This is a genomic window from Longimicrobium sp. (genome assembly GCF_036399255.1).
Lineage (GTDB): Bacteria > Gemmatimonadota > Gemmatimonadetes > Longimicrobiales > Longimicrobiaceae > Longimicrobium.
Genome location: NZ_DASWNM010000138.1, coordinates 1 through 25833, shown reverse-complemented (window position 1 = coordinate 25833; position 25833 = coordinate 1). Strand labels below are relative to the sequence as shown.

Genomic DNA, 25833 nt, shown 5'->3' with positions numbered 1-25833 from the left:
CGCGCAGGGGAGGATGGATGGCGTACGGGGTGATCCAGTTCGTTGAGGCGGGGCGGCGGGTGGCGACGCTGGTGCGCACGGAGCACGGCCAGCCCACGGGGGCGGACGGGGTGATGGACGTGCTGGCCGCGTTCATCGAGGAAACCTCCCCGAAGCTGCTGCGGCAGGGCTCGCCCGGCGCGCTGTACATGGCGGAGCTGTTCACCGCCCGCGAGGTGCAGGCGGGGCGGCCCATCCGCGTGCTGGGCGGCAACGGCGAGCTGGGGATCACGGTGGCCGAGGTGGAGGCGCTGACGGGCCGGGGTTTCTTCTACGACATCGCCATCGGCCCCGAGGGAGACCGCAGTCCGCCGACGCTGCACATGACGCCGCTGTCCGAGCCGCCGAGGAAGGGGTGAACGGGTGAACGGGTGAACGGGTGAACGGGTGAACGGGTGAACGGGATGATTATGGGATCATGCTCGTTGGAATCCTAATCCGGTAACGTGCGTCCACCCACTGGAGCGAATGAATTCGCCGCTGGAAAATCGCAAAGTCCGCCTTCGCGGACTCGGCGGCCCGGCTATATGCGGCGCCCGAAGCACCTGCGCGTCCGCAACCCGGCGATCACCGAATCAGATCCGCAATGGGCATAGTCCCTATCGTCCCTACTCCGGACTGTCATTCCGAGGGAGCGCCGCACGATCCTGTCCCCACTCACCACAGCCCGCGCGCGACCGAGGAATCTACTGTCAGGATCCTCGGAACCCGATGGACGCACGGCACTGGCGGCAACCGCCGTTTGGCCGGGCCGAGTGCCTCGACGAAACGCGCGGAAGTTCGGCCAGTAGATTCCTCGGTCGCGCGCCGGTTTGTCACGACGGAAGGCCCTCGTTGGCGCTCCCTCGGAATGACAATCTGAGGCGTGCCGACGAAGAAGCCCCGCGTAGCTTGCGGGGCTTTCCGCGTTCCAGCCGCGGGTTTACCCGCTCGAGTCCAGGGCTGGCCGGATCACTTCCTCACTTCCTCACTTCCTCACTTCCTCACTTCCTCACTTCCGCACTTCCGCACTTCCGCACTTCCGCACTTCCGCACTCACGCACTCATCCGCTCGGCTTGGCGCGGGAGGGCGTGGATGAAGTCCGTCGCGGCGGAGAGGATGCGGTCGTCGCGAAGGAGGCGGTTGTGGCCAAGGCCGTCGGCGGGGAGCAGGCGGCAGCCGGGCCACGCGTCGGCGATGGCCTGGGCGTGCGCCCACGGCACCTCGCGGTCCGCGGGATCGTGCACCACCATCGCGGGAATGCGCAGGTGCTTTACCGCCCAGCGCGCATCCAGCGACCGCGGCTCGCGCCCCACCATCTCCGTGATGTGCCGCATCATCCCCTCCACCCGCGCGGCCGGCAGCCCGATCGCCGCGCTGAACCGGTCCGCGAACATCGCCGGGCCGATCACCGGCGCCAGAAGCACGGCACCGCGCACGTCCATTCCCTGCTCCGCCAGCGCAATCGCCACCGTCGCCCCGCCGAACGAGTGCCCGGCAAGGGCGTGGATCGGCCCCACGGCCGCGGCGACGGCGCGCATCGCACGAAGCCACTCCACCAGGTTGGTCTGCCGCCCCGCGGACCGGCCGTGCGCGGGAAAGTCGAACAGCACCGCACGGTAGCCCGCCCGCTGCAGCCGCTCCGCCAGCGGCACCATGTCCGCCGCCGTGCCGCCCCATCCGTGCGCCAGCAGCACCGTCGGCCCGCTTCCCCAGCTCCATCCCTCCACCCGCATCTCCCCGTCGCGCACCGTGATCGCGAACCGCCCCGCCTCCGCATCCTCCATCACCGGCCCACGCCTTCGCGCGCGCGGCGGCGTAAGGAACAGTGATGCGGCCCGCCGCTCCGCCGCCCGCGGCGCCACCGCCGACGCCACGCGAAAGCCCAGGCGCAGGGCCCGCAGGCCCAGCGGTTCAGCACGAACGTTCGTGCTTTTATTGGATGATGCGGATGCGGTGCTGGTCATCGTCCTTCTCCTGCGTTCAGGTGGATGATGCGCTCAGGCGCGCGCGGCGGTGACCAGCGCGTCGAAGGCGGTGCGGACGTGGATCTCGGCCTGGGGGTCGTTCAACAGGCGACGGGCGTGGTAGTAGCCCAGCACCAGGCCCAGCTGCTGAAAGGCGAAGAGCTGGGGATTCAGGTCCGCGCGAAAGTGGCCGGCTTCCACCGCGAGGCGCGCGGCCTTGGCGAGCGCGTCCAGCCACTGCTGCTGCCAGTCGACCAGCGCGTCGCGCGCGGGGCCGGGGCGGTCGTCCAGCTCCGCCGCCGCGTGCATGAACACGCAGCCGCCCGGCAGGCTCTCGTGGCGCTCCCACACCAGCCAGTGCTCAAAGAGGCTGCGCACGCGCGGCTCGCCCCGCGGCTGCGCCATCGCCGGCTTCACCACGATCTCCACGAAGCGGGCGGAGGCGGCCTCGAGCACGTCCAGCTGCAGCGCCTCCTTGCTGGCGAAGTGCGCGAACAGGCCGCTCTTGGACATCCCCACGTCCGTGGCCAGGCGGCCCAGGCTGATCCCCTCCAGCCCCTCCACGCTCGCCGTGCGCAACGCGCTCTCGATGATGCGATCCTTCGTCGCGGCTCCCTTGCTCATGGCTCGCAGTGTACGACCGATCGTGCTTTTACGCAAGAGGGATGTGATCGAGCGGTGCACGACGAGGGCGGGCACCCGTGGATGGGGGCGGGCGGAGGCGCGCACGGAGGCCACGGGCTAAAGCCCGCGGCTAAAAAGGCCATAAGCCCCGTCTCGGCTCGCTGCGCTCGCCGAACGGGGCTTCACCTGCTCGGGTCCGGAAGGGCCGGCCCACGGGAGGCCCAGGCGCGCACCGAACCCTCCGTCTCCACCACAGCCGCCAGTCCGCGAAGGCGGCCTTCGTGTGGTCGTTGCAGCGAATTCATTCGCCATTGCAACGGGGCTTCACCTGCTCGGGTCCAGACGGGCCGGCCCGCCGAGAGGCTCGGGCGCGCACGGCACCCTCCATCTCCACCACAGCCGCCAGTCCGCGAAGGCGGCCTTCGTGTGGTCGTTGCAGCGAATTCATTCGCCATTGCAGGCCTTCGACCGATTTTCTCTACGAGTGAACGCGATCGGCGATCAGCTCAAGACCGGTCGGGCTGGATGCGGACCGTGATGTCGGCGCTGCGGATGACCATCTCGCCCGTGCGGGGGTCGGTGCTCACGTTCACGGGGGCGCCGCGGACCTCCACGTGCGATCCGCCCACGCTCCCCGAGTAGCGCAGCCGCTGGTCGCCGCCGCCCGGGGCGGCGGGCGCGCGGCCGGCGTCGGGGCGGCGGAGGGCCGCCATGGAGGCGTTGTGCGCCACGCCGCCGCGGGTGTACGTCCACCGCACCTGCTGTCCGGGCTGAATGGCGCCGAACCGCCGCCACCCTTCCTGCGTGGTGATGGCCGCGCCGTCCACGTGCGTCAGCCGGTCGCCGCGGCGCATGCCGGCGCGCGCGGCGGGGGTGCCGGGCTCCACGTTCACCACCGTGGGCTGCTCGCGAAAGCGGAACGCCGACCGCCCGTTCTCCGCGTGCACGCCGCAGTCGTTGCACCGGATGCCGAACCCGAACCACCCGTCCGGCATGATCTCCGGCGGTGGTGGCGGCGGCGCGGGCGGGCGCGGCGGGGCCGGAGGCGCCGGGGGTGTGGCGTTCCGCGGCGGCTGCGGAGGCGTCGGCGGACGGCCCGGATACGTCGGACGCTGTGCGGCCGGCGGTGCAGGCGGGCGCGGAGGCGCCACGGGATGCGACTCAGCCGGGGGCGCCGGCGCACGGCCCGCGCTGGGCGGCCGGGGCGGCGCAGGCGGACGCTGCGCGGCCGGAGGTGCCGGTGCACGGCCGGCCGAGGGCGGACGCGGCGGCGCCGGCGGGCGGCCCGGTGCCGGAGGTGCCGGCGGACGGCTGGCCGCGGGCGGACGCGGAGGCGCGGGGGGCGTGGGCGCGCGCTGGCAGCGGATGCCGGCGACCACCGTCACGTCCTGCACCCGCCCGTCGCGGCGCACGGAGAGCCGCACGCGGTCGCCGGGGTCGATGGCGGAATAGCGCCGCCCGCCGTCCGCCGTGGTAATCAGCTGCCCATCGATCGCCACGATCACGTCGCCGTCGCGCAGGCGGCCGGCGCCGGGCCCGTTGCCGCGCACCGACTGGATGGTCGGCTCGCCGCTGAACTCCAGGCGCGGGCGCTCGTTGTCGCGGTGCGAGAACGAGATCGGCCCGCGCAGCTGCTCGAAGCCCAGGTCCGCCGCCCGCATCCCCCGTCCGTTGTCGCACGGCGTTCCCACCTGCGCCGCCGCCGGCGCCGCGCCCATCATCGCCGCCACCAGCGCGGCGGTCGTGAGTCTGTATCGTGTAGTCATGGGAGTCATCCCCGGAGAAAAGTGTCGAGTGCCAAAGGTCGAGTACCTAGTACCTAGTACCTAGTACTTGGTGGAGAAGCCGCTGCAGTGCGTGTTACTGGGCACTAGGCACCAAGTACTTCTTTTTCAAAACCACACCACCCGCTGCTTGTCGCCCGCGCCGGCGGCGCGGGCCGAGTCGGCGCGCTGAAAGCCGGCCATCACCGCGCCCGCGATGGGATCGTCCGGGGCGATCCGCACCAGCTCGTCGGCGGCGGCGCGCAGCATCTTGGTCGCCACCTCGCGGCCCTCCTTGGGCGCCGCCTGGCCGCTGTCGGACATGGCGGCCAGTTGCCCCAGCGCCTGCACGTACGCCGAGCCCGTCTGCTGGACGAGGAGCGCGGCCTGGCGCTCGTTCTGCGCCTGGACGGCCTGCACCACCTCCTGCGTGGCGCGCGTGCCCATCCACTGCCCCATGGCCAGGCCGCTGGCGAACAGCGCAATGCTGGCCGCCACCGCGCCGCCCAGCCACGCCCGGGGAATGCGGCGGACGCGTCCGTCCGCCCGCGCCGTCTCGATCATCCCCCGCTGCCGCAGCGCGTTGACCGTGCGCTCCTCCAGCAGGCGGCCGGGGTCCCGCTCCCGCGGCAGCGCGTTCAGCGCCTTGCGAAGCTCGGGCGTCATCCCCTCGTCCTCCATCCCGTCATGCGTGCTCATGGCTTTCTTCCTTCACCGGCTCCAGCATTCGCCGGAGCGCCCTTCGTGCATGGGAGAGCTGGCTTTTGGACGTGCCGGGGGCGATCCCCAGCCGCTCGCCGATCTCGTCGTGCGTGTAGCCCTCCACGTCGTGCAGCACCAGCACCGACCGGTAGCCCGACGGCAGCAGCGCAATCGCGCGCTCCAGGTCGATGCGCTCGCCGTGGTGGGGCGGCGGGCGCCAGGGCTCGGCCGCGTCGTCCAGCGGCTGCCACCGTCCCTGCTTGCGCAGCAGCCCCCGCGCAACGTTGATCCCGATCCCCGTAAGCCAGGTGCCGAACGCCGCCTCCCAGCGAAACCCGCCCAGCGCCTCCGTGGCGCGAATCCAGGTCTCCTGCACCACGTCTTCCGCGTCGTGCTCCGATCCCGCAAGGATGCGCAGCACCAGCTGGTACAGCCTCGGCGTATGCCGGGCGTACAGCTCACGGAAGGCCTGTTCATCCCCCCGGAGGAGCAGCGCCTGCGCGAGCGCTTGGTCGGGTACCACGGCGGCTTCGGCTCTCATGTGTGCTTGAGTGGCGCGGGACGCCCGGATGGTTGCATGGGAGTGCGGGAGTGCGGGAGTGCGGGAGTGCGGGAGTGCGGGAGTGGGGAACTACGGTGGATGTGGATCGCGCTGCGCCGGGGGTGCGTGACCGCTAACTCCAGCCGCACAACTCTGTCATTCCGAGGCCCGGCCACACCGACTCCTGCCTTTCGCGCCGCTGGGGGCTGGGCCGTGGAATCTACTCTCGGCCTCCTCGAACTCCGACGCGGCAGCCCGCTCCGCAGCCGCGGTCACGACACGACCGGACAGTGCCCGTGGCCGATGCGCACGTCGCCGGTGCCCGCGCGAGGGCCCTCACGTCCGCAAACGCGGAGCGCGACGACAATCCTCCGGTAGCCGAAAATAGATTCCTCAGTCGCGCACCGGGTTCTGCGGTACGGAGAGTATGCGCAGGCGCTCCTTCGGAATGACAGACTGGTGTGTGAGGCTGATCGTATTTCGAGACGCACCGAAGCGTCGGAGTCTCGTCCGTGCGCGCAGCGCCCATGGGGGTGAAGCCCCGCCGGGCGAGCTCCGCGAGCCCAGGGCGGGGCTTATGGCATTTCTAGCCCCGGGTTTCAACCCGGGGTGCTGGGGCGCGCGCGCCTTGCCTGGCGGACGTACCCGCCGAAGCGTCGGCGTCGCGCCCGTGCGCGCAGCGCCCAAGGGGGTGAAGCCCCGCCGGGCGAGCTCCGCGAGCCCAGGGCGGGGCTTATGGCATTTCTAGCCCCGGGTTTCAACCCGGGGCCTTAACCCGGGGTGCCTTAACCCGGGGTGCCTTAACCCGGGGCGCTTCAACCCGGGATGCCGCGGGGCACGCCGGAATCCCCCCTGCCCCGCGCCCGTCGGTCCCGCCGGCTCAGGTGCCAGGAGAGCACGGTGTACAGCAGAGGATACGAAAGCGAAAGCAGCAGCAGCCACCCCGGCACGTCCGGATAGTCCGGCACCATCGCCAGCATCAGCGCGAGCCACACGAACGCGCCCGCCAGCAGCGGCATCCGCCACGGCCGCGGCGCCAGGGTGGGGTAGATGAACCGCACCGGCAGCACCGTCAGCACCGCCAGCGCCACGATCATCACCGCGCTCACCACGGGCGCCAGCAGGCCGGCATAGAAGGCCACCACGTTCCAGTACGACGGGAACCCGCGAAAGAACCCGCCGCCCTCGTCCTTGGCCCCCGTGTTCGCGAATCCCATCAGCGACGCGATCAGCGCGGGGCCAATCCACAGCAGCCCGGGGTCCGGCAGCCACCCCATCCGCCACACCAGCAGCAGCGGCAGAAAGGTAAAGGTGATGTAGTCCACGATGTCGTCGATGGCGCGGCCGTCGATGTCGGGCGCCGTGCGCTTTACCTCCCACCGCCGCGCCAGAAAGCCGTCCGTTCCGTCCACGACCGTCGCCGCCGCAAAGAGCACGAAGACGATGCGCGGGTCCGGGCGCGGCGAAAAGATCTCCGCCGCCGCCAGCGCCGCCAGCAGGATCCCCGACGCCGTGTACAGGTGCACGGCGTATCCGCGCATCCGCTCCCCCGCCGTGGGGGGACGAGCATCCGCGGAAGCCATCACTCGCGGCCGGGACGGTCGTCGCCGGTGGCGGCGGCCTCGGCCTGCGCCTCGAGGCGCTCCCGGGCCCGCTCCTCGTCGCCGGGCTCCATCTCGGGCTCCGGCTGCGCGGCCTCCGCCTGCGGCTCGTAGCTCAGCTCCACCAGCATGGGAAAGTGGTCCGAGCCGATGCTGGGCAGCCGCTGCAGGTCCACCAGCCGAAAGTCGTTGCTGTGGAACACGTGGTCCAGCGGGTAGCGAAAGATGGGGTTCTTTGCGTTGTAGCTGTTGAAGAACCCCCGCCCGCGGCGCGGGTCCAGCAGCCCCGACAGGCGGATGAACAATTCGCTCGTGGGCGACCACGCCACGTCGTTCAGGTCGCCCGCCACGACGGTGGGCCGGTCCTCGTCGTCGCCGATGATCTTGCCCATGATGACCAGCTCCGCGTCGCGCGGGGTGCTGTCCTGGTCGCGGATGGGCTCCGGCGGGCGGGGGTGGATCCCGTGCAGCGACACCTGTACGCCGCCCGGAAGCTCCAGCACCGCGTGCATGGAGGGGATGTCGTCCTGCACCAGGAAGTCGCAGCGCGCCTCCCGCAGCGGCAGCCGCGAGAACAGCATCATCCCGTAGTAGTTCTCCTGCGGCTGGAACAGCGTGTGGGGATACGTGGCCTCCAGCGGCTTCAGCGCGCGCGCCCACGCCGCGTCGGTCTCCACCGCCAGCACCACGTCGGGCGCCGCGTCCTCGATGACCCGCAGCAGCCGGTCGTGCTGCGTGTTCTCCATCAGCACGTTGGTGATCAGCAGCCGGAACGACGGGTGCCGGCGCGTGTCCAGCGCCCGCCCCTTTACCGAGCCGATGCTGCTGCGCTGCACCTGGATGGGCGCGATCGGCGTGTACGGAAAGATCTTGTACGCCTGCCAGAGCGTCGTGGCCCCCGTGGCGGCCAGGAACGCCCACTCCAGCAGCTCGCCGTCAAAGAAGAGCAGCGCGTAGGCGACGGCCGCGGCGGCGGCCACCGCGGCGATCTGCAGCCGGGGAAAGTCCCACAGCCGCACGCTCCAGTGCGAGCCGGGAAACAGGCTCAGCGTGGTGAGAAGGGCCGCCAGCACCCCCAGACCGATGGTGACCCACTGCACGATGTGCATCAGACGGATGGGGCGAGAGTGGGACGGATGGCGTGAACACCTCCCGCTATGCGTACCGCGTGCCATTCACGGTTTGTCACGGCTTTTCCGGCGGCCCGCCGTCACACGCTCCCCCCGCCGGACGTTCTCCGGGCGACTCGAATGCGATGGGAACCCCTGCACTGGAGGCCGTATCATGAGACCGTCGATCCGGAAGTTCGCAGCCGCCGGCTGCGTCGCCATCCTGGCCGCCTGTGGCGACCCCACCGGGAGCGCGGGTGATCCCGCGGCGCTGTCGCGCGCCCTGGAGCGGTGGAGCGTGCAGGACATCGACGACTACCGCATGACGATCCGGCTGCAGGGTGGAATGCTCGCTGGCCACGCGCGCATCACCGTCCGGGACGGGCAGACGGTGTCGGTGCAGCCGCTGGCTCCCGATGAAGGGATGCCCCCCCGCTTCTTCGAGCACCTGGACACGGTCGACGAGCTGTTCGAAGTGCTGATCGACGCCCACAACGACGACGCGCACCGCATCGACGTCCAGTACCACCCCCAGCTGGGCGTGCCGATGGACGTCTACATCGATCCCGAACGGAACGCGATCGACGAAGAGCACGGCTTCAAGATCGAGGTGTTCGAGATCCTGTAGCCGCCTCGCGCCCCGGCGGGACCTCCATCACATCCTTCTCGTGGAGCACACCGAATGAAGCTGTCTCGTTTGAACGTGCTGGCCGCCGCGTCCGTCGCGCTGCTTGCCGCCTGCTCCGATCCCGCGGGGATCACGGGCGAGCGCTTCGAGCTGGAACGGGCCCGCCATCTCTGGGAAGACCGGGCGGTGGCAGACTACGACATGACCGTGTGGCTGACCGGCGCCTGGGTGACCGGCGGAGCAGAAATCCAGGTGCGCGGCGGCGTGCCCGTCTCCGTGCAGCCCGTAAGCGAGGGCAACCGGCTGCCGCCCGAGGCGTTCCGGGACTACGACACCGTCGAGGAATTGTTCGGCGTTCTGCGGCACGCCGTGGACGAGGGCGCAGACCGCATCGACGCGGAGTTCGACGCGCGCTACGGGGTGCCCGTGGACGTGTACGTGGACTATCGCGAAACCTGGGCGGACGACGAGCACGGCTTCACCGTCGAAGCGTTCGAGAGCCGGTAGATCATACCAGCTCCTGAAAAAGAATGATCGTACAGAGGAACAGAGTCAGACAGAGAAAAGCGAACTGAGATATCATCCCGGTTCCTCTGTCTGACTCTGTTCCTCTGTACCCATCATGGTGTTGTTTTGCCGGATCCGGTATCAAGCTCCGGCAACGATTTTTCTCACCCAGAGGCCGCAGAGGCCACAGAGGGATGCGTCCTCTGTGGCCTCTGGGTGAGAATCTTTTTGGGTGGACGCCGGATCAGAGCGTGTGAAAGCGCTCCTTGATGCGGTTCACCAGGTCGATGTAGCCGGGGCGCGAGCGGATGTCGGGGCGCCAGGCCAGGCCGCAGTCGATCAGGTCGATGGTCTCGATGATGCGCGCGCCGGGAATCACGTTCCCCGCCGCGTCGCGCTCGCGGCCCATCAGCCAGATGGTGTCGGACACCGCCACCGCCGCCGAGACGTCGTGCGTCACCACGATGATGGTGTTGTGCTCGTGCGTCTGGCTTACCTCCATGATCAGCTTCTGCACGTTCTCCTGCTGGATGACGTCGAGCCCGCTGAACGGCTCGTCCATCACCAGGTACAGCTCGGAGCACAGCAGCTGCTGCGCGATGGCCACGCGCTGCCGCTGGCCGCCGGAAAGCTGCATGGGAAACTTGTCGGCGTGCGCCGCCAGCCCGAAGCGCTCCAGGTACTTCATGGACGCCTCGCGCGCCTGGGCATCGTTCATCCCCGCCTGCCGCGCGGCGATCACCAGGTTGCCCAGCACCGAGCGGTGCTCGAAGAGCACGTAGTTCTGCGACACCACGCCCACCAGCCCCGGCGCCGCCGGCAGCGCCCGGTCGCCGATCCGTACCGTGCCCTTGTCGGGCTTCAGCAGCCCGGCCAGCACGTGGAACAGCGTGGTCTTGCCCACGCCCGACGGGCCCAGCAGCCCCACGACCTGCCCCTGGCTCATCCCCGGGCGAACCAGGTCGTGCACCTGCGCCGTCATGTCGCGCAGCACCGGCACGCCCCCGCGCGTCACGCTGATGTCCTGCAGGTCCAGCAGCACCCCGCCGCGCGAATACTCCATCACGTCGCTCATGGCCCCTACCTCCGCACGGTGGTGAGCGCCGCGTGCGGCACCACCGTGGCCTTGAGCCACGCCAGGAACGCGTCCTGAAAGAAGCCCGCGATCAGGAAGACGATCTGAACCGCGATGATGGCGGCCAGGTTGAAGTGCTTGTTCTGGTCCATCAGCAGGGCGCCGATGCCGCCTTCGCTGCGGCTGATCCCCTCCACCATCGTCAGCATCATCCACCCGATGGCCGCGTTCTGCCGCAGCACGTCCAGCGTGGCCCCCATCTGCCCCAGCACGATCACCTCCCACACCACCCGCCACTCGCCCATCCGCAGCGTGCGCGCGTGGTCCAGCTTCTCGCGCGGCACGCTCGCGACCACGTCCACCATCGACGTAAGGAAGAAGGCGCTGATGCCGAACACCAGCAGCGACACCTTCAGCGGCCGCCCGCCCCCCACCATCATCGTAAAGATGAAGGTAAGGCCCACCAGGCTCAGGAACCGCGCCCGGGTGAGCGCCATGATGAACGGCCGGATCCCCGCCACCACCGTCAGGTAAGCCAGCCCCAGGGAGAGAATCGTCGCGATCAGCAGCGACTGGGCGAACAGCCCCAGGCTGGTGGCCAGCTCGGCGATGAGCCCCTGCGTGGAGATCATCTCGCTCATGGCCTGGATCACCCGGCCGGGCTTGGGAAAGAACGCCGGCGCCACCATCCAAGCCAGCAGGATGATCACCGTCCACATGCCGGCGAGCATCAAATACGCGCTGCGCGGGACCCACTGGTTGGGGCGCAGCGCGGGACCGAGAGAAGCCATTTACGGGAGAGTCTGGGGGAAGTGCGAGAGTGCGAGAGTGCGAAAGTGCGAAAGTGCCTAGTACCGAGTGCCGAGTGCCGGTTGGGCAGCACTTGGCACTGGGCACTAGGCACTAGGCACTTCTATCTCAGCTGCCGATGACGATCTCCACGCGGCGGTTCGCGGCGCGGCCGGTGTCGGTGCGGTTGCTCTCCACCGGCTGCGTGCTGCCGTGCGCGAACACCCGCACGCGCCCCGGCGGGAAGGTGGACGCCGAACGGCGCTCCAGCCACTGCTTCACCGCGATGGCGCGGTCCTCGGACAGCTGCTGGTTGGCCGCCGGGTCACCCACGTTGTCGGTGTGGCCGTGCACCTCGACCGCCAGCGAGTTGATGGACAGCTCGTCGAACAGCTGCTGCAGCTGCTGCTCGGTCTGCGGCGTGATCTGGGCCGAGCCCGTGCCGAAGGTGAGCTGCACGTTGCGGCGGCCCACCACCCGCGTCACGCGGCTGTTGGAGTCGCTGAACGTCTGCGTCTCGGCCCGGCCGCCCGTGGTCCCCGTGGCGCCCGCCCGCGAGGCCACGGCGCGCAGGTAGCTCACGTCCACGATGCTGTCGTACGCGGGGACGCTGGGCACCAGGTCAGGGTACTGCTGCGTGACGATCTTGCCGAACACCGTGTAGGTGGCGCGAAAGCGGCTGGTCTCGGGCGAGGTGCCCTGCGCCAGGCCAAAGAGCAGCAGGTTGTCGGCCAGGTTGTTGGCCTTGCTGCCGCCCAGCTCCACGGGAATCCCCTGCTTGTCGGGCTCCGTGACGCCGCGGTAGTACTTGGCCCAGTACTCGGCGTCGGCGCCCTTCTCCTGGTAGATCTCCTGGCTGATCTCGGCCGCGCGGGCCAGCGCCTGCGGGTGCGCCAGCACCTGGTCGCCGCCCTGCGTAAACGCCGTCAGCAGCTTTTCCACCGTCTCGCGGTTCTGCTGGTTCCACTTGCGGATGCCGATGAGCACGTGCGGCATCTGCGAGCTGTACTCCTTGGTGCTGACGACGGAGACCAGCCCGCCCCGCTCGCGCGCCGCCGTCACGTCCGCCGGCGTCCAGGTGACGATGCCGTCGATGCACACGCGCTTGGTCTCACCCGTGCGGCGGCCTTCCTCGACCACCGGGCGCTCCTCGCAGTAGCCCGACACGTACTTTTCGGCCGCGTCCACGTAGCTGCTGGTGTTCACCCAGTTGACCGCGTTGGGGTCGTAGGTGCGCTCGTCGGGGTTGTTGGCGATGCCGTTGTCGCCCATGAAGCGCTGGGCGATGTTCCAGTCGCCGTCGCGCAGCACGCCCGCCACCAGCGCGCCCCGCATGCTCTGCGGGTTGTCGCGCCACTTCTGCGGCCCCATCAGCTTGTCCTCGCCGCGGCTGTAGCCGCAGCTGCCCACGATCTCGGCGCGGTACTCCGCCCCGAAGCTCTCGGTGAGCTGCGCGTTGAGCGCGGCCAGGAACGCGCCCGCGCCGTCGCCCATGATGCCGATGAAGTGAATGCCGTCGCGCGGCTGCGCCTGGCCGCTGTGCAGCCCCTGCGCAAGGCGCGTCAGCTGCGCCATCAGCTGGCTGTTGTCGTCCTGCCGGGTGATGTTGACCTTGATCCCCTGCTTCTCCATCAGCGAGCCCTTCGTCGTCACCGGGCCGCCGTTGGCGTACAGGCACCCCATCTGGCTGTTCCACGCCCAGAAGTTGATGCGCACCTCCGGCGCGCCGGGGAGCGCGGCGGGCTCGTCCGTGGGCAGGCCGGCGAAGGCCGCGTCGCTCTGGCTCTTTTCGGTGGCGGCGTCCAGCCCCTCCACCTTGTCGGGGACGAACGACTTGAGGATGCCGCGGCCGTAGCCGTTCTGCGCCGCGAAGCGCAGCCCCAGGCCCACGAGCAGGATGACGACCAGCCCGCCCAGAACGCGGACGGTCTTTTGACCGGTCGAAGTCAATCGCATGGATGGATCGCGAAGTGAGGGTCAGTGCTGCCGGCCGCGCGTGCGCGCGGCCGGTGGTGCGGACGCGTGGGTCGGCGCTATTGCTTGCGCACCTTGGTGCGCCAGCGGTCTTCGGGGGTGGCGCCCATCGGCGTTCCACCCGCGATGCCCGTGCTGAAGCCGGCCAGCGGGTCGCCCGCGCCCAGCGGGCGGGCGGGGGCCGGCGCCTCGGCGGCCTCGGCGGCGGTCACCTTCTTTTCGGCCTCGGCCAGCTGGGCCAGGCCGTCCTGGCGGAAGGCCATCTGGTTCAGGTCCACCGCGTGGTCGAAGTCGGTCAGGTCGATCAGGGTCTGCAGCTCGCCAAGGCGCTTCTCGTAGTCGTCGCGAATGCGGGCGGCGGCCATGTCGCGCACCTCCAGCAGGTCGCTGTCGCCAAAGATCCCCTGCGCCGCCGTCGTCGCCGCCGCCACCGACTTGGTGATGGTGTGCTTGTCGGCCAGCTGGTTGGCCTCGTCCTCGGCGGTCTGGATGTGGTAGTTGGCCCGCTTGAGCACGCGCTGCAGAAGGCCCTCGATGTTCTCCATCTGGCCCTTCATCGAGTTGTACTCCTCGATGTCGCGCGAGCGGCGCGCCGCGATCTCGGCGTGCGCGTTCAGCCCGTCGTCATCGCCCGTCCCCTTGGCGGCCGCGGCCAGCTTGAGCGCCTGCTGACGCTCCTTCTCGCTCTTGGCGATCTTGGCCTCCAGCATGCGCCGCACGCCCACCAGCCGCCCCAGGCGGTCCTGGATGATGGCGCGGCGCTCCTTCATCTGCTTGACGAAGGCGTGCAGGATGGCGACCGGGTCCAGCTCCACGAAGTTGCCGGTGACCCAGCGCGAGATCATCTGCAGGCCGTAGAACAGCAGGGTGCGGGGGCGGTCCCACACGAACACCACGCAGTAGGCCAGCGCCAGCGCGCCCAGCAGGAAGCTGAGGTACAGCGTGTTCTCGGCCAGCTGGATGAGCGTCGGCAGCGCCTGGATGAAGCCCCAGCCCAGCACGGCGCCCAGGCCCGCCAGGATGCCCATGCCCACCTTGCCCTCGGGGCGCTTCCAGAAGGAGCGCCGGCCGGACGGCTGGGTGCTGCCGGGGGAAAGCTCGCTCATGTGCCGTTACCGCGGGTTGGGGGTGATGAACGGGGCAATGCGCGCGCGCTCGGACGCCAGCTCGGCCTCTACCACGGCGTACGAGGCGGCGAACCGCGCGGCGTTGGTGTCGATGGCGGTGCGCGCCTCGGCGATGGACTTTTCCAGCTCGGCGCGGGTGGCCTCCAGCTGCCGGATCTCTTCGGCCTTCTTGATGATCTCGGCCTTGGCGGCGTCGATGCGCTTTTGCGTGGCGCCGATGGTGTGGTCCGTCTCGTCCTGCACGGCCTTGTCGAACGCCTTGCGCTCGCCGGCCAGGATGCCCAGCCGGTCCTCGATGGCCTCGGCCACCTGCTGCGGCGTCACGCCGTGGCTGGCCTGCGCGGCCGAAAGCGCCAGCTGCGCCCGCTGGTTGGGGTCGGCGATGGCGGACAGCGCCGAGTACAGCGCCTGGAACTGCGTGTACGCGGTCTTCTTGCTGGCCTGCACCGACGCGTGCAGCTGCTGCACGAACTCCGGGTCCACGCCCGCCGCCTCCATGGCGGCGGCCGACGGCGCGGCGACGGGGGCAGCCGCCATGGCCGGGGCGGAGGGCGCGGCCCCGGACGGGCGCGGCGGGGCGCGGCGCGGGTCGTCGGCGGGGGCCTCGACCTCGTTGCCGTCCTCGTCCAGCTCCACGAAGGTCCCCAGGGCGTCTCGCCCCACGTCCTTGAGCTTGTCGAAAAGGTCCTTCATCGGTGTCTTGCCGCGGCCTGGGCCGCTTGACGGGGGTGGGGGATCGGGCCGGGTGAACCGTCCGGAGCCCCGCGGGAACGCGATGCGGGCGGTTGCCGCAAGCGGTGCGTTCGGTACGGGTTACGCCGGCCGGGAGTTTCGTTCTGCTGGAATCCGGGCGTCGGGCGGAGGACCGGCTGCGGAATGCGGTATCGCGAGGAGGTCCCCGGAAAGGAACGGGCGCGAGGGCCCGCCCCGGCGCAACGCGGCGCCCCGCTCCTCCACCGGCCCGCGGGGCGGGTGGCCGGAGCGGTAAGTTTGCGGACCGCTGGATTTTATATGACCGCCGCCGCCGGGGCAAGCCTTTCCGCCCCAAAAGGGCGGGATTCCGGATTCGGCGGAACGGAGGGCGGGGCGGGAAATCGGCGGATGGATGGGAGCGGTTCGAACGGCTGCCGGCGCGTCGGCGGGGCGCCCCCTCCGGGCTCGCATTACTCGCCCACCTCCCCCAAAACTGCTGGGGGAGGTTGGGTGGGGGCTGTCCGCGGAGCGGTTCAGAAGATTGGGCGCGGGATGGTGGGTGCCCCCCTCCCCAGCCCTCCCCCGCAAACTGCGCGGGGAGGGTGACGCGACCCACAGGATTTCCGGAGCGGGATCGAATTCTCCCCTCTCCCGAGGAACGAGGGGAGAGGGGGCCCCCGGTCGGCGCAGTCAGGCCTTCGTCGCCGAGCCGCGATCCATCTGCCACACCACCCTCCCCCAGCAGTTTTGGGGGAGGTGGCGAGCCTAAGCGAGCCGGCGGGGGCGCCCGCCGCTCGCGCCCAACCCCGCCGCAGCGCGATCGGATTCTCCCCTCTCCGCGAGGAACGAGCGGGGAGGGGCCGGAGGAGGGCCCCCCACCGGCGCCAGATCGATGCCCTGTCGTCGAGCCTCCATCCCCTGCCCTACCCCAACCTCCCCCAGCAGTTTTGGGGGAGGTGGCGAGCCTAAGCGAGCCGGAGGGGGCGCCCGCCGCTCGCGCAGAGCTCAGCCACCGCGGGATCGACGTCTCCTCTCCCCTCATGCAGTTTATGGGGGAGAGGCCGGGAGAGGGGGGCGCCCGCCCCTCGCGCCGAAGCCCAGCCACCGCGGGATCGAATTCTCCCCTCTCCGTGAGGAACGAACGGGGAGGGGCCGGGGGAGGGGCACCCCGGCCGGCGCAGTTCGATGCCCTTCGTCGAGCCGCGATCCCTCGCCCCCCGCCGTTCTCGCCATCCTCCCCGCCCGCGGCTACATTGTCCCCCGGACCACCCCCGCGGCACCCTCGCCCGACATCAGGCACTTCCCTTCATCCCGCGTTGCCATCATGACGCAGACCGCGCAGCCGCTGGCGGACCGGCAGCACGACGTCGAAACGCCCGAGCACGTGGCCATCGGCTACCAGCTGGCGGACCTGGGCTCGCGCTTTACGGCGCTGCTGCTGGACTGGGCGCTCATCATGACGGGCCAGCTGGGGATCTGGCTGGGGCTGTACGCGCTGGCCAGCATCACCGGGCTCCGCAACGCCGTCACGGGGGTGGGGCTGGGCATCACCATCCTCATCAGCTTCGTGCTGACGTGGGGCTACTTCGTCTTCTACGAGGGGCTGCGCGACGGGCAGACGCCGGGGAAGCGGTACATGGGGATCCGGGTGGTGCACGACGGCGGCTACCCCGTCACCGTCCGCGGCGCGGCGGTGCGCAACCTGATGCGCGTCATCGACATCCAGCCCGCCCCGTCCTTTGCCCTGGGCGGCCTGGCGATGATGCTGCATCCGCAGACCAAGCGCCTGGGCGACCTGGCCGCCGGCACCGTCGTCGTCCGCGACCGTACGGGCCAGGCGATCCCCGAAGAGTCCAAGGCGCCCGCCGCCCTGGCGCTGGGCCGCCCCCGCCTGGGCGACGAGGAGTTCGCCGCGCTGGAGATGTACGTCGCCCGCCGCGCCGCGCTGGACGGCGCCGTGCGGGCGGAGCTGTCGCGCAAGCTGATGGCCCGCGTGGAGCGCCACTTCGAGGAAGACGCGCGGCGCTGGCAGAGCAGCCCCGACGCCTACCTGTCGCTGGTGCACGACGAAGAGATGGCGCGGCGGCAGGCGGCCGGCGGCGGCGGGCGCGCGGGAACGGCGCAGGCCACGGCGCTGGTGCGGCGGCAGCGGCGCGAGTGGGACGAGTACCAGGCGCTGCTGGACGAGGCCCGCACCCGCGGGCTGGACCAGCTGGGCGAGGCCAAGGTGTCGCGCTTCGCCACGCTGTACCGCGAGATGGCGGCGGACCTGGCGCGGGCGCGCACGTACGGCGCCTCGCCGGAGCTGCTGTACACCATGGAGCGGCTGGTGGGCTTTGGCCACAACCTGCTGTACCGGACGCCCACCCGCTCGTGGCGCCGCTTTCGCGCGTTCGTGGGCGGCGGGTTCGCGGCGCTGGTGCGGCGGCGGTGGAAGCCCATCCTGGCCGCCAGCATCCTCTTCTACCTCCCGGCGCTGCTCACCTTTGCGGCGGTGCGGCGCGACCCGGCGCTCACGGCGCAGCTGCTGGGGGCGGGGATGATCTCGCGGGTGGAAGAGGCCGCTGAAAAGGAGCGCAGGGGCGAGGGATACGCGGAGGTGCCGGAGGTGTTCATGCCGGCGATGGCGACCGGCCTGATCCGCAACAACGTGCAGGTCACCTTTCTGGCCTTTGCCGGCGGCATCCTGGCGGGGCTGGGGACGGTTTGGATCGTGGTGATGAACGGGGTAATGCTGGGCTCCGTGGCCGCCGCCTTCGCCAACCAGGGGCAGAGCCTGCACCTGTGGACCTTCGTGCTTCCCCACGGCGTCATCGAGCTCACCGCCATCTGCATCGCCGGCGGCGCGGGGCTGTGGATGGGAAGCGCGTTCCTGCTCCCCGGCCGGCGGACGCGAAGCGAGGTGCTGGTGACGCGGGGGCGCGAGGCGGTGTCGCTCATCGGCGGCACGGCCATCATGCTGGTGATCGCCGGCACCATCGAGGGCTTCATCTCGCCGTCGCAGCTGCCGCGCGAGGCCAAGCTGGGGTGCGCGGCGGTGTTCGCGATGGCGATGGTGGCCTACTTCGTGTTCGCGGGGCGCGGGGTGGAAGACCGCGAGGCCGCGGAGCACGCCGGCGACCGCTGACCCCGCGCGCCGGAGGCGCAGGCGTTGTATGTTGTGCGCCGTTCCCGCTGGATTTGAAAACGGATCGATCCCCCGAACACCATGCGCGTGCTGAAGCATCTGTTCGAAAACAACCGCGCCTGGTCGCGCCGCATGACCGAGGCCGACCCGGAGTTCTTTACCCGCCTGATGGAGCAGCAGGCGCCGGCCCACCTGTGGATCGGCTGCTCCGACAGCCGCGTCCCCGCCAACGAGATCGTGGGCCTGGCGCCGGGCGAGCTGTTCGTGCACCGCAACGTGGCCAACGTGGTGGTGCACACCGACCTCAACTGCCTCTCCGTGCTGCAGTTCGCGGTGGACGTGCTGCGGGTGCGCGACGTGATGGTGGTGGGGCACTACGGGTGCGGCGGCGTGCGGGCCGCGCTCGAGGGCACCAAGGTGGGGCTGGCCGACAACTGGCTGCGCCACGTGCAGGACGTGCGCGACAAGCACGCGCAGCAGCTGATGGAGATCGACGACGCCTCCATGCGGCTGGACCGCCTGTGCGAGCTGAACGTCATCGAGCAGGTGAACAACGTCTGCCAGACCACGGTGGTGCAGGACGCGTGGGCGCGCGGGCAGGAGCTGGCGATTCACGGGTGGATCTACCGCCTGCAGGACGGCCTGCTGCACGACCTGCGCATGTGCGTCACCTGCGCGGACGACCTGGCGGCGGACTACGCCTCCGCGCTCCACAAGCTGGTGCTGGAGGGCGCGGTCTGACGGTGCCGCCGAACCGCTCGCCGCAATGGATGTCCTGAGGGGGTGGTGCTGAACCTCGCCCCGAGAATGACTTCCTGAGGGAGGCGCCGCTCCTCAATCTGCGGGTACGGAAAAGCCATGGCGCCGACCGAAGGACCTCGCCAGCAGAACGACGGGGCGGGTCCCGTGCCCTGATCTGGCCCCTGCGCCACCGAAACGAGGTCCTTCGGTCGCGCGCGGGCGGTTGTGTGGCTTCTGATTCTCCGTGGTGCGCTCCCTCAGGAAGTCACCGCTTCGTTGTGAGTTCAAGGGCTTAGCGACACCCTCTGTGAGCGTGTTTAAGAATCCGACGCTGCGCATCCAGGCAGATCCACCAGCGCTGTCATTCCGAGGCCCGGCCACGCCGTAGCCTGCTTTCACACCAGAGGTTGCAGGGCCGAGGAATCTACTTTCGGATTGCTGGAGGGCAGACGCGGTAGCCGTGCCTGCTTCGCGGCTATGACACGGGCGGACAGGGCCAGTGCCGGAGCGGTACAGCGGGGCACCAGCAGCAGACAGTAGATTTCTCAGTCGGCGCGCAGGATTTCGGGCGAGCCGATCGTGCGGTGTGGCGCCTCCTTCGAAATGACATGCGGGCGCGAGCGCAGGGATTCTTAAACACACTCTGAGGGAGGCGCCGCTCCGCAAAGTCAGGCGCTTGCGTCAGGACTCGGAAGTTTGAACACCCTCTCAGGAAGTCACGGCTTCTTTTGCCTGCCTGAGAGGTTCAGGCGACGGGCCACGTGGAGGACGCGGAGAAACGATGGAGGCCGGGCACGCACCCTTGCCCGCTTCGCTATCTTCTCCGGGTCCTCTCTTTTCGTCCCGGACGGAGGGAGAGATTTCCGGCGCCGCGGTGGGCTTTCTGCATCGTCCCCCCGCCGCACCCTGACCGACGGAGCGAGAGCATGGAATTCACGGGAATCCACCACCTGACCGCCGTATCGTCCAGGATCAGCGAGAACTACCGGTTCTACACGCAGGTGATGGGGATGCGGCTGGTAAAGCGCAGCGTGAACCAGGACGACGTGAGCGCCTACCACCTGTTCTACGCCGACGCGGTGGGCTCGCCGGGCACCGACCTCACCTTCTTCGACTGGAAGGTGCCGCCGGAGAAGCGCGGCACGCACAGCATCATCCGCACGACGCTTCGGGTGAACGGGCAGGCGGCGCTGGAGTGGTGGAACGAGCACCTGCGCGGCGCCGGCGTGGCCACCGAGGGGATCCACGAGCTGGACGGCCGGCTTACGCTGCGCTTCGAGGACCCCGAGGGGCAGCGGCTGGCGCTGGTGGACGACGGCGGCGCGGGCGACCCGCCCACCCCGTGGGACCGCAGCCCCGTTCCGCCCGAGCACCAGGTGCGCGGCCTGGGCCCCATCGTCATGAGCGTTCCCGAGCTGCGGATGACGGACATGGTGCTCACGGGGGTGACCAACATGCGCCCCGTGCGCCGGTACGCCGACCCCGACAACCCGCGCAACACCGTGCACGTGTACGAGATGGGCGCGGGCGGACCGCACGCCGAGCTGCACGTGGCGGTGCAGCCGGAGCTGCCGGTGGTGCGCCCCGGGGCCGGCGGCGTGCACCACGTGGCCTTTCGCACCCCGGACGAGGAGCAGTACCACGCCTGGGGGCGGCGGCTGAACGAGCTGGGCGTGCGCAACAGCGGCGAGGTGGACCGCTACTACTTCCGCAGCCTGTACTTTCGCGAGCCCAACGGCGTCCTGTTCGAGATCGCCACCGACGGCCCCGGCTTCGCGGTGGACGAGGACGCCGCCACGCTGGGCGAGTCCGTAGTGCTGCCCCCCTTCCTGGAGCCCCGCCGCGCCGCCATCGTCGCCGGCCTCAAGCCGATCGACTGACTTCCCCAAATACGGAAAAACAACAGATCAGGGTACAGAGGAACAGAGTCAGACAGAGGTCCATCTTCTCTGTCTGACTCTGTTCCTCTGTACCCTTGTTCTTTTGCTGGAACGTCAGGCCTGCTCGACGCGGTTGCGGCCGTTGGTCTTGGCCTGGTACAGCGCGCGGTCCGCGGCGCGGATCAGGTCGGGAATGGTCTCGGCGTCGTCGGGAAAGCAGGCCACGCCAAAGCTGGCCGTCAGCGTGCGCGGCACCTCGGCGTTGGGCGGCAGCGACTCCACCAGCATCCGCAGCCGCTCCGCCAGCCGCAGCCCCTCGTCCTTGGGCGTCTCGGGAAAGATCAGCGCGAACTCCTCGCCGCCGTGGCGGCAGGCGCTGTCCGTTGTCCGGAAGGTGTGGCGCACCGCGCGGCCAATGCGCTGCAGCGCGTGGTCGCCCACCTCGTGCCCGAAGTCGTCGTTGATGCGCTTGAAGTGGTCGATGTCCAGCAGCACCAGCGACAGCGGCCGCTTGTAGCGCTTGCCGCGCGCCACCTCCACCGCCAGGATCTCGTCGAAGCCGCGCCGGTTGTGGCACCCCGTCAGCGGGTCGATGGTGGCCTGCGCGCGCAGCCGGTCCAGCAGCTCCGCGTTGCGCAGCGCGATGGCCGACGAGTCCGCCAGCGCCCGCAGCAGCGCCAGGTCGTGCGCCTCGTACGGGGCCTCCGTCATCCGCCGGCCCAGGATCAGCAGCCCCGCGTCGCCCTCGCCAAAGTCCAGCGGCGCCACCACCGCCACCTCGGCCGGCACGTGGTCGCGGATCTCGGCGTCCTCCGGCGGAATGACCGGCGGCTGGCCGGGGGCCGCGATGGCCCGCACCACCCGCGAGGGGATGGCGTACGCCACCGACTCGCCGCGCAGCGAGCGCACCGCCCGGCAGGTGTACTGCTCGCCGTCGGTGTGGTACAGCGCCGCCCACCAGGCAAAGAACACCTCGCCCACCGAGTCCAGCACCAGCCGCTCCGTCTCTTCCGCGCCGCGGACCACCGCCAGCGTGCGCGCCACCTGCTGCAGCGCCCCCAGGTGAAAGCGCAGCTGGTCCAGCTCCAGCGCCTGCCCCGCGCGCTGCGCGTGCAGGCTCCACACCCGCGCCACCTGCTGCACCAGCGCGTCGCGCGACTCCTGCGGCCACGACTGCACCGTTCCGCCGCACAGCAGCTCCCCCTCGCCCCCGGGCGCGCCAAAGCGCGCCACGGACGCCAGCCCCTCGCGCGGGTCGCCCACGCCCAGGGGCACCGGGCGGGTGGGCACCTCCAGCCGCACCGCGTCGCCGGTCAGCATGCGCACCGCCTCCACGCACCCCTGCGCCGCCTGCTCGGGCGTGCCCAGCAGGGGAACGGACGCAAACGCCAGCGTCACCGTCGCGGGGTCGGGAGCGTGCCCCTCGCGGGGCGGGCGCGGGTGCGCCGGCGCTGCCATCGATGTGTGCATGGAGGAGGAGCGAAGGGTCCGGAACCCGGGGGGCGCCCGGCAGGATGTGGCCGACTGCTACGAGAAACGGTTGCAATATAGCATGGAGTGCTCCGCTACAGACAGACCCGCAGGGCGAGAACGGGGCCGCGCCGCGCGGATTCGGCCACTCCGGCACCCATTTATCCGCAAACTCCGCCGTTTCCCGCACTTGCATCCGCGCTCCACCGCCCCGCCGCCCCCCGCGCGGGCCGAGCGGTGCTCGGACGCACCGGCGGGGAACGCATGATGTCGTGCAGAATGCGCCGGCTCAGTCGCCGAAGCTCACCCCCAGCTGGCGGGCCGTCATCACCAGCTCCGAATCGGGCGCCACGCGCTTGATGTCGTGCACCGCGTCGCCCAGGGGCACGGCGCGGATGCGGTTCCCCTGCAGCGCCACCATCGTCCCCAGGCTCCCTTCGCGGATGCAGCGCACCGCCGCCGCGCCAAAGCGCAGGGCCAGGTTGCGGTCGTAGGCAATGGGCTCGCCGCCGCGCTGGATGTGGCCCAGCACCAGCGTGCGCGTTTCCTTTCCCGTCGCCGCGGCGATCTGGTCGCCCAGCTGGTCGGCCACGCCCCGGTAGCGCCCCGTGGCGTCCGCGTACGACTCGCCCTCCACCGACACCGCGCCCTCGGCCACCACGATGATGCTGAAGCGGCGCCGCTGCGCGTCGCGCTCGCGCACCTTTTCGGCGATGCGGTTCACGTCGTAGGGGATCTCGGGGATCAGGATGACGTCGGCGCCGCCGGCCAGCCCCGACTCCAGCGCGATCCACCCCGTGTGGCGCCCCATCAGCTGCACGATCATCACGCGCTGGTGCGCCTCGGCCGTGCTGTGCAGCCGGCCGATGGCGTCGGTGGCCACCTCCACCGCCGTCTGAAAGCCGAAGGTGACGTCGGTGGCGCTCAGGTCGTTGTCGATGGTCTTGGGCACGCCGATCACCGGCAGCCCCTTCTGGTACAGCGCGTGGGCAATGTTCAGCGACCCGTCGCCGCCGATGGCGATCAGCGCGTCGATCTCCTGCTCGCGGAACTTCTGGATGATCTCGCCGGAGCGGTCCACCGTGCCCCAGGTGCCGTCCGGCTGCCGCACCTCGAGCCCGAACGGGTTGCCGCGCGTGGTGGTGCCCAGGATGGTGCCGCCCAGGTGGGTAATGCCGCGCACCGCCTGCGCCGTCAGCGGGAACACCCCCGCCTCGCCGTCCACCTCGCCCTCCAGCAGCCCCATGTAGCCGCGGCGAATCCCCAGCACCTCCCACCCCTCGTTGAGCGCCGACAGGGTGGCGGCGCGGATGACGGCGTTGAGTCCCGGGGCGTCTCCGCCGCCGGTGTTGATGGCGATGCGGCGGACCCGCGGCTGGCTGCGTTCGGTCATCGTCCCCTGGGGCTGCGTGAGTGCTCCGTCATAGCGCCGGAGCGCCAAAGATACCGCCGCCCCCCGGGCCTGCAAGCAGGGCGCCGCGGGTTGACGCGACCGCCCGGCGTGGGTATGGTCCGGGGCTGCGCGGCGCCACGCCGCGGGCGATTCAAAAACCGAGGAGTGCCGTGATGGTAGCCGAAGCCGACGTGAAGAAGGCCCTGCGCAAGGTCAAGGACCCGGAGCTGAACCTGGACCTGGTGGTGCTGGGGCTGATCTACGATATCCGGATCGATGGCGGAAAGGTGGAGGTATCGATGTCGCTCACCTCGCCCATGTGCCCCGTGGCGGGCGAGCTGCTGAACCAGGCGCGCGAAGCCGTGGAGTCCGTTCCCGGCGTGGAGCACGCCGAGGTGGAGCTCACGTTCTCACCCCCCTGGAGCGCCGACCGCATCAACCCCACCATCCGCGCCGCGCTGGGCCTGTAGGGAAGAGCTTCACGGTTCAAGTACCCAGGTTCAAGGACCGCCCGGCTGGACTTGAACTTGGCACTTGGCACTGGGCACTTGATCCTGAAAAAGGGAGCCGCCCCTGCCGGGACGGCTCCCTTCCTGTATCCGATCGATCGGGACGGCTTACTGGACCGTGATCGAGCCGGTCATTCCCATCATCGAGTGCGGGACGCACACGTAGTTGTAGGTGCCGGGGGCCATGTCGACCTTGAGCTCGAAGCTCTGGCCGGCCTGCGTGTACATGGGGCTGTCGGCGGGGGGCGTAAAGCCGCCCGGGTTGCCCTGCGCCATGGTGAACGACACGTTGTGCACCGCCTGGCCGTCGGCCATCACCCACTTGATCACGTCGCCCTTCTTGACCGTGAGCGTCTTGGGCTGGAACTCGCCCGAAGCGCCGCCCTGCGTGGTGACCATGCGCACCTCGTGCACCTGGCCGCCCGCGTCGGGCGTAACCGGGGCGCCCGCCGCGGGCGCGGCCGGCGTGGCCGACGGGGTGGTGGTCACGGTGGGGGTGCCCGACGCCGCGGTGTTTTCCGTGGTGGTGGCAGCCTGCTCGGTCTCGTCCCCGCCGCCGCAGGCGGCCGCGAGCGCCAGAAGGCCCAGAATGGGCAGCTTGCGAATGGACATCTTCAATCCGTCTCCATGAGTTGGTGATCCTTTGCGCCGGCCCCTTCCGGGGCTCTGAGCACGCCGTGAATCTACCATTGCGTAACCCCCGCCACAATACACATTTCGCGCGTCCGGAGGTCGGAAAAGCGCTGATCCCGTACACGCAGGATGTGGTGAAATCCCCTACAGATGAAAAGCGTTTTGGGTACAGAGGAACAGAGGTACAGAGGAAAGGCGTTCCTCTGTATTCTCTGTTCCTCTGTACCCCTTGCCGTTCTTCCTGGCGGATACGCCGGAAACGACAAACGCCCGCTCCGATCACGAATGATCGAAGCGGGCGTTTGTGCAAAATAGGCCGGCGGCGCCGTACTCTCCCACCGGGTGGCCCCGGCAGTACCATCCGCGCAGCGGGTTTTCACTTCCGAGTTCGGGATGGGATCGGGTGGATCCCCCGCGCCATAGCCACCGGCCATAAAGGTCGGGTAAGGCTGGGTAGAAGAAGCTGGAGCTTCTGAAAAGGCTCCGGCCCTGTCGAAGAGCCCTGCATGTGTGCAGGCTCTTTGCTGTCTTTAGCAGCTCTGGTGGACCGGCAAATAGAACCGGTCAAGCCGCACGGGCCCTTAGTACGGCTCGGCTGTAGCGCTCACGCGCCCTGCACCTGCCGCCTATCAACGTGGTGGTCTCCCACGGCCCTTCAGGGGGATCTGGTCCCCGGGAAGATTCATCTCTGGAGGGGCTTCCCACTTAGATGCATTCAGCGGTTATCCCTTCCCGACGTAGCTACCCGGCACTGCCACTGGCGTGACAACCGGTACACCAGAGGTCGGTCCGTCCCGGTCCTCTCGTACTAAGGACGGCTTCCATCAATCTTCCAACGCCCACGACGGATACAGACCGAACTGTCTCACGACGTTCTGAACCCAGCTCGCGTACCGCTTTAACCGGCGAACAGCCGGACCCTTGGGACCTTCTCCAGCCCCAGGATGCGATGAGCCGACAT

Annotated in this window: 22 protein-coding genes and 2 rRNA genes; 7 read left to right on the top strand and 17 right to left on the bottom strand. The window is 69.9% G+C overall.

Annotated elements, in window-relative coordinates:
- Window positions 1-17: 17 nt before the first annotated feature.
- Window positions 18-398: a hypothetical protein gene (locus VGC13_RS25610; protein WP_331128160.1), complete on the top strand. Its 381-nt coding sequence runs from the start codon at window positions 18-20 to the stop codon at window positions 396-398.
- Window positions 399-1074: 676 nt separating this feature from the next.
- Here the strand turns inward: VGC13_RS25610 and VGC13_RS25605 are convergent.
- The 7 genes from VGC13_RS25605 to VGC13_RS25575 all read right to left on the bottom strand — a co-directional run bounded on the left by VGC13_RS25605 (window position 1075) and on the right by VGC13_RS25575 (window position 8326).
- Entirely contained in the window at window positions 1075-1986 is a 912-nt protein-coding gene (locus VGC13_RS25605) for an alpha/beta hydrolase (protein ID WP_331128159.1), read from the bottom strand.
- Window positions 1987-2019: 33 nt separating this feature from the next.
- The gene (locus VGC13_RS25600; RefSeq protein WP_331128158.1) at window positions 2020-2610 is read right to left on the bottom strand and encodes a TetR/AcrR family transcriptional regulator; all 591 of its coding nucleotides are present in this window, start codon (window positions 2608-2610) and stop codon (window positions 2020-2022) included.
- Window positions 2611-3116: 506 nt separating this feature from the next.
- Window positions 3117-4376 (bottom strand): PDZ domain-containing protein, encoded by a 1260-nt coding sequence (locus VGC13_RS25595; RefSeq protein WP_331128157.1) that lies wholly within the window; start codon window positions 4374-4376, stop codon window positions 3117-3119.
- A gap of 126 nt (window positions 4377-4502) precedes the next feature.
- Window positions 4503-5072: a hypothetical protein gene (locus VGC13_RS25590; RefSeq protein ID WP_331128156.1), complete on the bottom strand. Its 570-nt coding sequence runs from the start codon at window positions 5070-5072 to the stop codon at window positions 4503-4505.
- Entirely contained in the window at window positions 5059-5598 is a 540-nt protein-coding gene (locus VGC13_RS25585; RefSeq protein WP_331128155.1) for an RNA polymerase sigma factor, read from the bottom strand. The genes VGC13_RS25590 and VGC13_RS25585 overlap by 14 nt, the downstream gene beginning before the upstream one ends.
- Before the next feature lie 833 nt (window positions 5599-6431).
- Window positions 6432-7199 (bottom strand): hypothetical protein, encoded by a 768-nt coding sequence (locus VGC13_RS25580; protein ID WP_331128154.1) that lies wholly within the window; start codon window positions 7197-7199, stop codon window positions 6432-6434.
- Entirely contained in the window at window positions 7199-8326 is a 1128-nt protein-coding gene (locus tag VGC13_RS25575; protein ID WP_331128153.1) for an endonuclease/exonuclease/phosphatase family protein, read from the bottom strand. Before VGC13_RS25575 ends, VGC13_RS25580 begins: the two co-directional genes overlap by 1 nt.
- A gap of 175 nt (window positions 8327-8501) precedes the next feature.
- Here VGC13_RS25575 and VGC13_RS25570 point away from each other — a divergent pair, with 175 nt between their 5' ends.
- On the top strand, window positions 8502-8954 hold the full coding sequence (locus tag VGC13_RS25570) for a DUF6174 domain-containing protein (protein ID WP_331128152.1): 453 nt from the start codon (window positions 8502-8504) through the stop codon (window positions 8952-8954).
- Between the two features lie 54 nt (window positions 8955-9008).
- Entirely contained in the window at window positions 9009-9461 is a 453-nt protein-coding gene (locus tag VGC13_RS25565) for a DUF6174 domain-containing protein (RefSeq protein WP_331128151.1), read from the top strand.
- Window positions 9462-9705: 244 nt separating this feature from the next.
- On the opposite strand, the gene VGC13_RS25560 is transcribed toward VGC13_RS25565, so the two are convergent.
- From VGC13_RS25560 to VGC13_RS25540, 5 genes are all read right to left on the bottom strand, one after another.
- The gene (locus VGC13_RS25560) at window positions 9706-10536 is read right to left on the bottom strand and encodes an ABC transporter ATP-binding protein (protein ID WP_331128150.1); all 831 of its coding nucleotides are present in this window, start codon (window positions 10534-10536) and stop codon (window positions 9706-9708) included.
- Window positions 10537-10541: 5 nt separating this feature from the next.
- Window positions 10542-11327 carry a hypothetical protein gene (locus VGC13_RS25555; protein ID WP_331128149.1) on the bottom strand — a complete coding sequence of 262 codons (786 nt, stop codon included), beginning with the start codon at window positions 11325-11327 and terminating at the stop codon, window positions 10542-10544.
- Between the two features lie 127 nt (window positions 11328-11454).
- On the bottom strand, window positions 11455-13275 hold the full coding sequence (locus VGC13_RS25550) for an OmpA family protein (protein ID WP_331128148.1): 1821 nt from the start codon (window positions 13273-13275) through the stop codon (window positions 11455-11457).
- A gap of 83 nt (window positions 13276-13358) precedes the next feature.
- Window positions 13359-14405, bottom strand: a complete 1047-nt coding sequence (locus VGC13_RS25545) for a hypothetical protein (protein WP_331128147.1) — start codon at window positions 14403-14405, stop codon at window positions 13359-13361.
- 6 nt (window positions 14406-14411) lie between these two features.
- Window positions 14412-15119 (bottom strand): hypothetical protein, encoded by a 708-nt coding sequence (locus VGC13_RS25540; protein ID WP_331128146.1) that lies wholly within the window; start codon window positions 15117-15119, stop codon window positions 14412-14414.
- Window positions 15120-16443: 1324 nt separating this feature from the next.
- On the opposite strand from VGC13_RS25540, the gene VGC13_RS25535 reads away from it, so the two are divergent.
- The 3 genes from VGC13_RS25535 to VGC13_RS25525 all read left to right on the top strand — a co-directional run bounded on the left by VGC13_RS25535 (window position 16444) and on the right by VGC13_RS25525 (window position 20867).
- Window positions 16444-18246, top strand: coding sequence for a stage II sporulation protein M (locus VGC13_RS25535; protein ID WP_331128145.1), 1803 nt, complete (start codon window positions 16444-16446; stop codon window positions 18244-18246).
- An 81-nt stretch (window positions 18247-18327) separates the two neighbouring features.
- On the top strand, window positions 18328-18987 hold the full coding sequence (gene can / locus VGC13_RS25530) for a carbonate dehydratase (RefSeq protein ID WP_331128144.1): 660 nt from the start codon (window positions 18328-18330) through the stop codon (window positions 18985-18987).
- Window positions 18988-19913: 926 nt separating this feature from the next.
- A complete protein-coding gene (locus tag VGC13_RS25525) occupies window positions 19914-20867 on the top strand; it encodes a ring-cleaving dioxygenase (protein WP_331128143.1) in 954 nt (317 codons plus the stop codon).
- A gap of 114 nt (window positions 20868-20981) precedes the next feature.
- On the opposite strand, the gene VGC13_RS25520 is transcribed toward VGC13_RS25525, so the two are convergent.
- Both VGC13_RS25520 and VGC13_RS25515 read right to left on the bottom strand, forming a co-directional pair.
- Window positions 20982-22325, bottom strand: coding sequence for a sensor domain-containing diguanylate cyclase (locus tag VGC13_RS25520; protein ID WP_331128142.1), 1344 nt, complete (start codon window positions 22323-22325; stop codon window positions 20982-20984).
- Window positions 22326-22626: 301 nt separating this feature from the next.
- The gene (locus VGC13_RS25515; protein ID WP_331128141.1) at window positions 22627-23730 is read right to left on the bottom strand and encodes an ATP-dependent 6-phosphofructokinase; all 1104 of its coding nucleotides are present in this window, start codon (window positions 23728-23730) and stop codon (window positions 22627-22629) included.
- Between the two features lie 173 nt (window positions 23731-23903).
- Between VGC13_RS25515 and VGC13_RS25510 the strand changes: the two genes are divergently transcribed.
- Complete coding sequence (locus tag VGC13_RS25510) at window positions 23904-24200, top strand: metal-sulfur cluster assembly factor (protein ID WP_331128175.1); 297 nt, start codon at window positions 23904-23906, stop codon at window positions 24198-24200.
- A 147-nt stretch (window positions 24201-24347) separates the two neighbouring features.
- Here VGC13_RS25510 and VGC13_RS25505 read toward each other — a convergent pair whose 3' ends face one another.
- The 3 genes from VGC13_RS25505 to VGC13_RS25495 all read right to left on the bottom strand — a co-directional run.
- Window positions 24348-24851 carry a plastocyanin/azurin family copper-binding protein gene (locus VGC13_RS25505; protein ID WP_331128140.1) on the bottom strand — a complete coding sequence of 168 codons (504 nt, stop codon included), beginning with the start codon at window positions 24849-24851 and terminating at the stop codon, window positions 24348-24350.
- A gap of 335 nt (window positions 24852-25186) precedes the next feature.
- Window positions 25187-25303: ribosomal RNA gene (gene rrf / locus VGC13_RS25500) — 5S ribosomal RNA — on the bottom strand.
- A 129-nt stretch (window positions 25304-25432) separates the two neighbouring features.
- Window positions 25433-25833: ribosomal RNA gene (locus tag VGC13_RS25495) — 23S ribosomal RNA — on the bottom strand; the annotation flags it as partial.